10 protein-coding genes are annotated in these 10,868 nt (G+C 69.2%); 2 read left to right on the top strand and 8 right to left on the bottom strand.

Features of this window, described 5'->3' with window-relative positions; genetic code table 11:
• A partial coding sequence (locus tag FIF60_RS21810; protein ID WP_158639336.1) for a hypothetical protein occupies positions 1-297 on the top strand: 297 nt, incomplete at its 5' end.
• Between the two features lie 49 nt (positions 298-346).
• On the opposite strand, the gene FIF60_RS20925 is transcribed toward FIF60_RS21810, so the two are convergent.
• The 8 genes from FIF60_RS20925 to FIF60_RS20880 form a co-directional block, all read right to left on the bottom strand.
• Positions 347-1,045 (bottom strand): PEP-CTERM sorting domain-containing protein, encoded by a 699-nt coding sequence (locus FIF60_RS20925; protein ID WP_144300230.1) that lies wholly within the window; start codon positions 1,043-1,045, stop codon positions 347-349.
• A gap of 403 nt (positions 1,046-1,448) precedes the next feature.
• Complete coding sequence (gene rho, locus FIF60_RS20920) at positions 1,449-2,723, bottom strand: transcription termination factor Rho (protein ID WP_144300229.1); 1,275 nt, start codon at positions 2,721-2,723, stop codon at positions 1,449-1,451.
• A 409-nt stretch (positions 2,724-3,132) separates the two neighbouring features.
• Positions 3,133-4,182 (bottom strand): methyltransferase, encoded by a 1,050-nt coding sequence (locus FIF60_RS20915; RefSeq protein WP_144300228.1) that lies wholly within the window; start codon positions 4,180-4,182, stop codon positions 3,133-3,135.
• Positions 4,183-4,277: 95 nt separating this feature from the next.
• Complete coding sequence (hemJ, locus tag FIF60_RS20910) at positions 4,278-4,730, bottom strand: protoporphyrinogen oxidase HemJ (protein ID WP_144300227.1); 453 nt, start codon at positions 4,728-4,730, stop codon at positions 4,278-4,280.
• Positions 4,727-5,395, bottom strand: a complete 669-nt coding sequence (locus tag FIF60_RS20905) for an HAD family hydrolase (RefSeq protein WP_239451745.1) — start codon at positions 5,393-5,395, stop codon at positions 4,727-4,729. The genes hemJ and FIF60_RS20905 overlap by 4 nt, the downstream gene beginning before the upstream one ends.
• A gap of 7 nt (positions 5,396-5,402) precedes the next feature.
• Positions 5,403-6,587 carry a ferrochelatase gene (hemH, locus tag FIF60_RS20900; protein WP_239451744.1) on the bottom strand — a complete coding sequence of 395 codons (1,185 nt, stop codon included), beginning with the start codon at positions 6,585-6,587 and terminating at the stop codon, positions 5,403-5,405.
• 170 nt (positions 6,588-6,757) lie between these two features.
• Entirely contained in the window at positions 6,758-8,953 is a 2,196-nt protein-coding gene (locus FIF60_RS22305; RefSeq protein ID WP_158639335.1) for a hypothetical protein, read from the bottom strand.
• A gap of 157 nt (positions 8,954-9,110) precedes the next feature.
• Positions 9,111-9,974: a nitroreductase family protein gene (locus FIF60_RS20880; RefSeq protein WP_144300224.1), complete on the bottom strand. Its 864-nt coding sequence runs from the start codon at positions 9,972-9,974 to the stop codon at positions 9,111-9,113.
• A 310-nt stretch (positions 9,975-10,284) separates the two neighbouring features.
• Between FIF60_RS20880 and FIF60_RS20875 the strand changes: the two genes are divergently transcribed.
• Positions 10,285-10,868 (top strand): transglycosylase SLT domain-containing protein (locus FIF60_RS20875; protein WP_158639334.1); only part of this gene is annotated, 584 nt, incomplete at its 3' end.

Raw genomic sequence — 10,868 nt, 5'->3', positions numbered from 1 at the left:
GACCCAGGCCTCGACATGCGCCACGCCGCGCTCGCCGCACTCGCCGCGCCCGACCCGCGCGCGGTGGGCGGGACGCTGACGGCGCTCGCCTGCGCGCCGGAGCGCGCGCCCTATGTCGCGCGCGGCATCCTCGGGCAGATCTGGTCCGACGATAGGACGACCGCGCGCGACCTGCCGCGCGAGACCCGTGCGGCGATCGCGCACGCGATGCTCGACGACAAGTCGTGCCCGGGCGCGGTGGGGTTGATGCCAGCCGAACGCGCGCGGCTTCTCGCGATCAGCGAGGGGGTGGAGTAGGGGCCGCGATAACGGGCGTGCCGGCCAACGCCGATACGCCCGTTGTAGGTCAGGCCATCGCGATGCGTCGCGCTGCGAACAGGCCGAGCAGACCAACACCTAGGAGGCCCAGCGAGACCGGCTCCGGAACGCCGATTGGTGGTTCGGCCACATCGAGCACGCCGACGGTGAACCCGTGCCAATTCTCGCTGGTATCGGTGAAGTTGATCTCGGTGAAGGTTCCTGGCAGGCGGATCACCGCATGCACTTCGCCGGAACCGAAGAAGCCGGTGCCAGTTGCGTTGAGGATCGGCGTGCCATTGCCCCAGAAGCCCTGCCCGAAGCTGATGATCTCGATCGGCGTACCGAAGTCGACCGTGTTGTTGTTCCAGGAGACGAGCGCCAGCAACGGATCGATCACGGCCTGCGAGAACGTGATCTTCTTCGCGCCACCCGTGCTCAGCGCGATGATGTCGGAATCCGGCGGCGCGTTCTCGACCGTCGCGCTGATGTACGGCGCGGAGGGAAGCCAATAGTTCGTCCCGCCTCCTGTAACCTGGGCAAAGCTGTACGGACCCTTGTAGATGACGTTGACGGACGTCGCGCCGACCTGGAGGAAGCCACCAACCTCCTCGGCGCCGGCGGCCACCCAATTCGCCCAACTCGCCATCGCAGCCGTGGCTGGCGACGCAGCCATAGGCGCGGCGACGCAACCCACGGTCAGCATGACGGTCAGCAAGGAACGTGTGCGCATGACGAACTCCCCCAAGACACGGTTCGGCCCGGTGGAATCTTCGAAGCAAGAAATATGCCGCCTGTCTTAAGGCTTTGAGCCGGATGTTTTTTCGCCAGCGCTCAACCGTATCGCCCGCAGAACCGTAAAGATTTCCGACTCGGTTCCGAGCCGTGGCTCCAATGACGAGGCGGTTGTCGGTGCGCGGGTGTCGCACGCTCCGCCTTCCCAAGGCGGGAACTAAGCCCAGGAATAAACTCGAGGCTGGTCATCGCCCGCATGCGCGAAGCGAACAGCGGCAACACCGTTGTTCGGTACGCCTTATCCACCCCCGTCCGCGGAGCGGACGACCTCAACCCCGATGGCTGAACACCCCTCAGGTGTTCATCGCCCCGGTCCGCGGAGCGGACAAACTCAACGCCGATGCGGTGAACACGCCTTATGTGTTCATCGCATCAAAGAAGTCCTGGTTGGTCTTCGAGTACTTCAGCTTGTCGAGCAGGAAGTCCATCGCGTCCTGCGGGCCCATCGGCATCAGGATGCGGCGGAGAACCCACATCTTCGACAGCGTGCCGCGCTCGACCAGCAGCTCCTCCTTGCGGGTGCCGGATTTGGTGATGTCGAGTGAGGGGAAGGTGCGCTTGTCGGACAGCTTCCGGTCGAGAATGATCTCGCTGTTGCCGGTGCCCTTGAACTCCTCGAAGATCACCTCGTCCATGCGGCTGCCGGTGTCGATCAGCGCGGTCGCGATGATGGTGAGAGAGCCCCCCTCCTCAATGTTGCGCGCGGCACCGAAGAAGCGCTTCGGGCGCTGCAGCGCGTTCGCATCCACGCCACCCGTCAGCACCTTGCCCGAGGAGGGCACGACGGTGTTGTAGGCGCGGGCGAGGCGCGTGATCGAGTCGAGCAGGATCACCACGTCCTTCTTGTGCTCGACCAGGCGCTTGGCCTTCTCGATCACCATCTCTGCCACCGCCACGTGGCGCGTCGCAGGCTCGTCGAAGGTGGAGGACACCACCTCGCCGCGCACCGTGCGCGCCATGTCGGTCACTTCCTCGGGGCGCTCGTCGATGAGTAGAACGATGAGGTAGACCTCGGGGTGGTTCGCTGCGATCGAGGAGGCGATGTTCTGCAGCATCACCGTCTTGCCGGTGCGCGGCGGGGCGACGATCAGGCCGCGCTGGCCTTTGCCGATCGGGCAGATCAGGTCGAGGATGCGGGGCGTGTAGTCCTTCTGGACGCCCTTCTGCACGCCCTCCTTGTTCTCGACCTCCATCTTGAGCCGCGCCTCGGGGTAGAGCGGCGTGAGGTTGTCGAAGTTGATGCGGTGGCGCACCGCGTCGGGGTTGTCGAAGTTGATCTGGTTCACCTTCACGAGCGCGAAGTAGCGCTCGCCGTCCTTCGGACTGCGGATCTGGCCTTCCACCGTGTCGCCGGTGCGGAGGCCGAAGCGGCGCACCTGCGAGGGGCTGACATAGATGTCATCCGGCCCGGGCAGGTAGTTGGCCTGGAAGGAGCGCAGGAACCCGAACCCGTCGGGCAGGATCTCGAGCACGCCGTCGCCGTGGATCGCCTGGTCGTTGTCGGCCAGCGACTTCAGGATGGCGAACATCATGTCCTGCTTGCGCAGCGTCGAGGCGTTCTCGACGGAGAGGCTCTCGGCCAGCGCCAGGAGGTCCGCGGGGCTCTTTGCCTTGAGTTCGGCGAGGTGCATGGGTGCAGTGGGCCTGGAAATGGCGCGCCGTGGCGCGCGGTGGCTTTGGGGGTGCAGCACGGTGGCCGGCGGATGGAACCGCCACGCGCGGTGCGCGGGAGAGGTGGTCGCTCCGGCGCGCCTCGGACCTGGTCGCTTCCCGGGAAAGGTGACACCCGCGCTCGCTGCAGAGGGCCTTTGCCCTGGTGCCCCGGCCGATCCTGGGCCGGAAGCGAGACGCCGCGTTGCGTGAAACCTTCCCTCGGGGATCGTGGCGGCCTGCCGTTCGGCCGCGCCGGGAATGAGCGTTACTTAGGCAAAGCGAGGGGCTGCGTCAACGTCCGTCACGGCGCAGCGAGCGGAATCGGAGCCACCCGGCGATCACGATTGCCTCGTCGAGGCTGCGACCCGCGGGCGCCGGACGCGGCACTCACACGGGATCGGCCTCGATCACCGACAGAGGGCAGGGGATCGGTACCGTCCGCGCAAGCCTGAACCCCGCGCTGTCGAGAAGCACCCGAAACTCGGCCTCCGTCCGCTCCCGTCCGCCCGGGTTGAGCATCATGTTGATGTCGTGAATGAACCGCCCCGGCGTGAGGATGTCGGAGGGATCGATACGCTCGGGCAGGATGCGCTCGATCACTAGAAGCCGCGCGCCCTCGCCCATCGCGACACGGACCGTGCGCAGTATGGCCAGAGCTTCGGCGTCTTCCCAGTCGTGGATCACGCCTTTCAAGACGTACGCATCGGCGCCCGCAGGCACCGAGGCGAATGCATCGCCGCCGACCGCGTCATAGCGATCGGACAGCCCGGCCTCCGCGATGTGGGCGCGGGCGGCGTCGGCGACGTGCGGCAGGTCAAACACGGTGGCGCGCATGTCCGGATGGCGCGCAAGCACGGGCATGAGCAGCGAGCCGTTCCCGCCGCCCACATCCACGATCCAGCGAAACCTGTCGAACGGATAGTGCTCGATCAGCGCGCCGTTGGCCCCTTCGGTGAGGCTCTGCATCGCCGCGTCGAACAGTCGGGCCGCTTCAGGGCGCTGCGCGAGGTGGGTCCACTTGTCCATGCCGAAGATGTGCCGATAGGCCTGCTCGCCAGTCCGCACCGCGTGGGTCAGCGCCTCCCAGGCCTTGCCCTGGTCGTCGCTGAAGCAAAGGAGCACCCACGGCCGCATGGATCCCGGCGCGTCGCTCTGCAAGGTCGCCCCAAGCGGGGTGAGCGCGTAGCGGCGATCGTCATCCTCCCGCAGCACGCCGAGCGCGGCGAGCGCGCGGAGCAGGCGTGCGAGCGAGGGCGCGTGCGCTGCGGTTGCAGCGGCGAGGGCGCCCGCGTCGCGCGGGCCCTCGACCAGATGGTCCGCGATGCGGAGCTCGGCCGCCGTATGCACGATGCGCGCTGCCCAGGCCGCGGTGATGAGGCGCATCATGGCGCCGGAGGAGGCCAGGTCCGGCCCGCCAGCCAACACTGCCTGCTGCATCGTGCATCCCCCAGTTCCGTATCGACAACGAAACTATACCGCGCGCGGGGTGCTGTTCAAGGAAAGCGCGTCATGTCTTGACCGGCATCAACCCGCTAGAAGGGCCGGGCGATCACCATCACGACGATCACGACCATCGCGACCGTCGGCACCTCGTTGAGGATGCGGAAATAGCGCTGCGGCTTGCGGTTGCGGTCGTTCAGGAAGTCGCGCCGGCGGGCGAGCATCACGTGGTGCACGCCCGTCAGCGCGAGGATGCCGGCCATCTTCAGGTGCCACCAGCCCGAGGCCCAGTCGACCACGCCCGGCGTGAGCACGAGCAGGATGCCGAACAGCCAGCTGGCGATGGAGGCCGGCGAGGCGATGTAGCGGGAGAGCCGGTACTCCATCACCTTGAAGCGCTCGCTCTCCGCCGAGCCCGGCTTCACCTCGCAGTGATAGACGAATAGGCGGGGCAGATAGAGGAGTGCCGCCATCCACGCGATCACCGAGATCACGTGCAGCGACTTCACCCAGGGGTAGGCATAGGCCAGCACGTCGATCGTCATTCCCCGCGAAGCTCCTCGATCAGGGCCGGCAGCGCCGCCATGCGGGCGAACGGCCTCGCGCCCTCGCGCGCGAGCGCCTCGGCCGTGCCGCCAGGGGAGGAGCCTGGCGGCGCGTAGCCGAGAACGCGCATCCCCGCGGCCCGCCCTGCGCGCACGCCGGCGATGCTGTCCTCCACCACCACGCAGGCCTCCGGCCCCGCGCCGACGAGCGTGGCGCAGCGGAGCCAGATGTCCGGCGCGGGCTTGCCGGCTGAGACGTCCTGGTAGCTGACCACGCGCCCGCCGAACGCCTCGGCGAGGCCGAGCCGCGCGAGCTTGGCCTCGAGCTCCGCGCGCGACGAGTTGGAGCCGACGGCATGGCCGAGCCCCATCGCCCGGACCGAGGCAACCGCCTCGAGCGCGCCCTCTATGGCGATGACGCGCCGTCCCATCTCCTCGGCGATGCGCTCGCTCAGCGCCTCCGCCCAGCCCGGCGGCATCGTGCCAAGCGCTGCCTCGATCAGCGGCATCATCTGCGGCAGGGAGAGGCCGAGGAACCGCCGCTCCGCCTCGTGCGGCGACATCGCCCAGCCGCGCGCCGTCAGGTCATCCGCCACGAGCGTGTTGGCGATCGCCTCGCTGTCGGCGAGCACGCCGTCGCAATCGAACAGGACGGCCGCGACCACAGCCGCCTCAGTCCTCGTCCGCCGCTGCGGCGACGCGGCCCGCGGTGGCGAAGCCGCGGCTCGCATGCGGGCAGTCCTTCGAGGCGCGCGGGCAGGTGCGCGGGCCGCGGAAGGAGCAGAGGCTGCGCTCCTCCGCGCGCGCGTGGCGCACGAGGTCGGCCAGCGCGGCGATGAACCCCTTGTCGCTGTTCTGCGCGGGCGTGCGGAAATAGCCCGGCACGCCGAACTCCTCCGCCTCCTCGCGATACTCCACATCGAGCTCGACGAGCGTCTCGGAATGCTCGGACACGAAGGCGATGGGCACGACGAGCACGGCCGTCTTGTCGGCCCCGGCGCGCTTCAGCTCCTCCTCGGTGGAGGGGCCGATCCATTTCTGCGGCGTCACGCGCGACTGGTAGCAGACGACATGGTCGAGTCCGTCGATCGCCAGCGCCTCGACGACGCCCTCGACCGTCCTCTCCACCTGCCACTGGTACGGATCGCCCCGCGTGACGATGCTCTCGGGCAGGCCGTGGGCGGAGAACAGAACGCGCAGCGGAGCCTCGGGCGCGAGCTCGGCGCGGGCCTTCTCGTAGCTCTCGCGCACCATCGCGGCGGTGGCGGAGATGAAGCCCGGGTCAGAGTGGTAGCAGCAGAGCGTCCGCGTCGGCGCGACGAGGCCCGCGCGGGCGGCGGCGTCGCGCCAGGCGTCCAGGGAGGAGCCGGTCGTCGTCGTCGAGAACTGGGGATAGAGCGGCACGAGCACGACCTCGTCCGGGCCCCAGGCGCGCACGGCGCGGGCAGTCTCGTCCGACATCGGGTGCCAGTAGCGCATGCAGACGAAGGCGCGGACGTCGAGCTCGCCAGAGAGCTCGCGCGCGAGCGCGCCGGCCTGCTCCTCCGTGAGCTCGAGGAGCGGGCTCTTGCCGCCGAGCACGGCGTAGTTCTCTGCAGCGATCGGCGTGCGCCGCCAGGTGATGATCCAGGCGAGAAGCTGGCGGAAGGGCGCGGGCACGCGGATGATCGCCGGGTCGGCGAAGAGATTGTAGAGGAAGGGCTTGACGCTCTCGGGCTTGTCCGGCCCGCCGAGGTTGAACAGCACGATGGCCACGCGCGGCTTGCGCGGGGCGGCCTTGCGGCGGCCTTCGCGGGCCCTCTCGGGTGTCGTGCCCTCTGCCTCGGCCAGCGCCCTCGGCGCCGTCATCGCATCCATCTCCGGCGGGTCCTCTCTCGCAGCGTACCTCCCGAAGGTGGGAACGCGACGTTCCGATGCCAGCCTTTCGCGGGGAACGTCAATTGGGGAGCATGTCGGCGATCGGCAAAGCGCGGTGCCAGAGGACTGGGGAGCGGACGTTGACACGACCGCTCCCCACCGACGTGGCGCTATGCCGATGGGCCCGCCTGTCGGCGCCGCATCAGCAGAAGCGTGGCGAGCGGCAGGCCGAGAAGCGCGAGGCCCGCCGGCTCAGGCAGGTCGAGGTAAAGCGCCTCCCCGTATCCCAATGTGGTCGCGTAGGCCGAGAACCGATCGTCTATCGCACTGATGTAGAAGCCGGTCGACAGCTCCGGGATCAGCGTCATCCAGACCTGTTCGGAGCCGAGCTCGAAGATGCCGATGGGTCCCCGGCCGCCGAACAGCGGGTTGCGCGCGGTCCCTCGCTCGAGCAGCGGGTCGCCCGCCTTCCCATCACCGACGCCGACCTTCGGTAGGAAGATGTTCGCGCCAGGATCGCGCAGGCTCATGACGTAGAGAGCGTCGAAGCCGACGAAGTCGGGCAGGTCGATGCCGACATCGAGCTTGACCAGGGCCATCTCGTAGTTGATGCCGGCCGCGGTCGGGCCGCGATTATTGTAGATGTCCAGAAAATCGACGCTGGCCTTGAGATCCGTGAGCCCATAGATCTCCGCGCCGCCGTCAAGGCCGGGAATGAACGGCGTCGCTGCTGCGTTCGCGAGGAAGGGGTTGGTTTCCGTCGGGCCTGAGCCGAGCTCGATCCCGTCTTCGATCATTGGAATCCCGGCGAAGGAGGCCAAGGTGTTCCTGCCGAAGAGAAGCCGGCCATCCGCGCCCCTCTGAGCGCCGGTCCCGCCAGCAGCATCCACGAACGTACCGGAAGATGTCGCGACGTCCGTGCCGACGAGCTTCACCGATCCGCCTGCACCACCTCCGCCTATGCCGCCGGCGCCACCGTCGCCACCGAAGTTGCCGGTCGCACCGCGAGAGCCGCCACCGCCCACGCCGCCGTCCTGCCCGGCATTCGTACCGCCGTCACTACCAGCGCCATTGCTGCCGCCAGCGGCGCCCTTGCCTTCGTTTGTTTGCGCCGGACCCGTAGCAAATCCAACGCCACCTGCTCCGCCCGCACCGCCGTCGCCGCCAGCCGTGCCAGGGCGATTGAACTCGTCAGACGTCTTCTTGTCCGTACCGTCGTACCCATCGAAGCCCTTTCCACCAGAGGCTCCGTCACGGCCGAGGGTGGAAAGCCGGCCGGCACTCCCTCGGACATCAATGCGTACGCCCGCAGCATCTATGCGGCCGAACGCGAAGATCTCGAAGGCGCCGCCGCCGTTTCCGCCGGCTCCGCCCGTAGCGCCCTCGCCACCCGCACCACCGCCGCCGGCTCCGCCACCGCCGCCGCCTCCGGCGCCACCATAGCCGACGAGGGTCCCGAAGCCGCCCTGCTCTCCGCCGCCGCCGCCGCCGCCACCGCCAGCACCACCGCCAGAGCCGCCACCACCACCCTGCCCACCCGCTCCGCCACCGCCACCGCCGCCGCCGGTCAACGTTCCGAAGCCACCATCCCGTAGGTTGGCGCCGCCGCCGCCACCACCGCCCGCCGCACCTGTCCCGCCAGCACTGCCTTGAGTGGCAAGACCGCCGCTGCCGCCATTGTCGCCATCAATCCCGTAGCAGAACGGCGCGGAACAGCTTCCGCCATCGCCGCCAGAACCGCCAGAACCGCCGCCGCCAGTCGTCAGCGAGCCGTTGCTTCGGAACCCAGCAGACCCCGCCGCACCACCTGACGTGGGCGCACCGAACCCAGCGCTGCCTGCGCCAGCCGGCCCAGCAGGGGAGCCGCTCAGCCCTGCAGACCCGCCCCCGCCAATGCTCCCGCTGCTGCCGTTGTTGCCGCTTCCGCCGCCACCAACGCCGCCGCGTCCTCCGGCTCCGCCTGTCCCGCCTGTCCCGCCTGCGCCGCCCGCACCTCCGGCTCCACCTACTCCGCCACGGCCGCCAGCGCCCCCGCCCAAAGTGCCGGCGGATGCCGTGAAGACAGCGCCGGCAAGCAGCGCATCGTTGCCTACGATGAAGCGCGCCGGGCTCTCACCGGTGAGCGTCACCTGCGCCCCCTGAAGGTTCAACGTGCCCTCGAACAGGAACTCAACGACTCCGCCCGTGACACGCGAGGTCCACGGGACACCGTTCACTGCCCCGCTTGGGGCGCCGTTGATGGTGCGGCTGGTCGTGTCGATCGTGTAGGTGCCCTGCGCGGACGCAGCGATCGGACTCAGAAAGGTTGTCCCAAGCAATACGGCCGACCAGAGCCCGTGGCCCATGCCGTTCAATCCGTTGCGCATCTTCCCCTCCTCGGTGCGGGATTGGGTCAAGATGGCCGGTTCATTTCTTGTTTGGCCCGTCGCGTCAGCGCACCGTGCCCTGGGCGAACGCGACCCAATCGCGCGGGAAGATTAGCCGTTGTCTTGCAAGCACTGATTGATGTGACGCAAACCCGTTCTACTCCAGCCTGAAGCCCCGCGCGCGTACGAACGCCCCGAACCCCGGCCGCTGCGGGCTCGCGTACTGGCGCGCCTTGTCCTCGGACCAGCCATAAGGCTGCACCTCGCCGAAGCGGGCGACGTCGCGCTGCTTGGGGAAGGGGCGGATGGCCTCGCGGCGCGTGTCATACGCCGCGATCCCCTCGGCCACCTCCGCCCCGGAATGGGTGTTCTCGTGCACCGTCAGCGACAGAGGCAGGCGCGGGCTCATCGGCGCCTTTCCGTCGGGCCAGCCCATCGCGAGCGCGGCGACGGGGAAGACGTAGGGCGGCAGGCCGAGCAGGTCGGACACCTTCTGGGCCTCGTCGCGGATCGCGCTGATCGGGCAGGTGGCGAGGCCGGCGGCCTCGGCGGCGAGGATCAGCGCCGACAGGACGATTCCGGCGTCGAGGGTCGCGTTGAAGAACGGGTCGAGATGATCGTTCGCATAGGCGTGGCCGCGGAGCGCGTGGATCGCCCGCTGCCGCGCATTGTTGGCGCAGATCACAATCAGAACCGGCGCGCCCTTGACCCAGGGGTTCTCGGGCAGCCACCCCTCGATGGCCGCGCGCTTGGCCGGGTCGGTCACGACGACGATGTCAGCCTGCTGGAGGTCCGACTTCGAAGGGGCCGACAGCGCCACCGCGCAGAGAAGCCGCACCAGGGCGGGGTCGACCGCGCGGGGCTGGTAGCGACGGTTCGAGGACCGCCCGGCGATGCGGCCGAGCGTCGCAAGCGCCTGGGGGTGGAGCCCCTCTGGCACCGCGACCTCCTCGCCGAAGCGCAGCGCCAGGTCGGCCGCCAGCGTCGACCCATCGGTTGCCGCCGTGCCGGTGTCGGCCATGCCCGTTTCCCCCGCGTGATCCTGCGCCCATCGGTATGTCCCGGGCATGCTGCGCCGCCGCGTGCCGGGCCGCAACCTCCCGCCACCGCAACAAATTTCAGGGACGCGGCGCAACAACAGGTCGAGACGGCCGGAATCGGAGGCCAGTCAACACGTTCCCGCCATATTTTAGCCACAAGTCATGCTCGGAGTACTGCGGAAGTACACGAACACGGCAACCCCGGAGGTGAGCCGGCGTTTCTGCCTATACATGGTTTGTGCAAAAGGCTAGGGCAGAACTATGAGCAGGAACCGCAAACGCGCCCCGACAATGCTTGCAGCAGCTGCGCTCGCTGCGGGATTGTCCTACGCAGCGGTCGCGAACGGCGATGCCGCGGGCACGGTCTCGAGCACCGAGCCAGGCCACGCGCGTGCCTGCCTCGCCGCTGCCGGCGAGGCGGAAGCGCGGCTCGGCCTGCCGACGGGGCTTCTCGCCGCGGTGACGATGACGGAAAGCGCCGCCCACCCCTTCGCGATCGGCACGCCTGCGCGCTCGGTCTACGCAGAGACGCGGGACGAGGCGGTGCGCATCGCCCGGCAGTCCCCCGCCGGCGCCTCCGGCGGCTGCTTCCAGATCAACATTGGCGTGCATGCGCGCCGCAATCCGGCTTGGGTGTTCGACCCCTGGCGCTCGGCGCTGTTCGCCGGCCAGCTGCTTGCCCGCCACAGCGCCGAGCGGGGCGAGGACTGGGGCCATGCGGTCGCCCGCTATGCCGGGGCGAGGCCAGGCACGGCCGCGGCGCGTCAGCATCGCTGCCGGATCGCCGCGAGCCTCGCCGGGCTCGGCCACCCCCAGCCGCGCGGCCTCTCCACCGAGGGGTGCCGCCCGGGCGAGGCGCGGGTGGCGCGCGAGAA

The sequence above is a fragment of the Elioraea rosea genome (genome assembly GCF_007644105.1).
Taxonomy (GTDB): Bacteria; Pseudomonadota; Alphaproteobacteria; order Acetobacterales; family Acetobacteraceae; genus Elioraea_A; species Elioraea_A rosea.
This window is presented reverse-complemented; position numbering and strand designations above follow the sequence as displayed.

Bases quoted from the DNA above. Each gene is read 5' to 3' on its own strand.
- rho (WP_144300229.1), bottom strand. From the start codon at position 2,723: ATGCACCTCGCCGAACTCAAGGCAAAGAGCCCCGCGGACCTCCTGGCG.
- FIF60_RS22305 (WP_158639335.1), bottom strand. From the start codon at position 8,953: ATGCGCAACGGATTGAACGGCATGGGCCACGGGCTCTGGTCGGCCGTA.
- FIF60_RS20915 (WP_144300228.1), bottom strand. From the start codon at position 4,182: ATGCAGCAGGCAGTGTTGGCTGGCGGGCCGGACCTGGCCTCCTCCGGC.
- hemJ (WP_144300227.1), bottom strand. From the start codon at position 4,730: ATGACGATCGACGTGCTGGCCTATGCCTACCCCTGGGTGAAGTCGCTG.
- FIF60_RS20880 (WP_144300224.1), bottom strand. From the start codon at position 9,974: ATGGCCGACACCGGCACGGCGGCAACCGATGGGTCGACGCTGGCGGCC.
- hemH (WP_239451744.1), bottom strand. From the start codon at position 6,587: ATGGATGCGATGACGGCGCCGAGGGCGCTGGCCGAGGCAGAGGGCACG.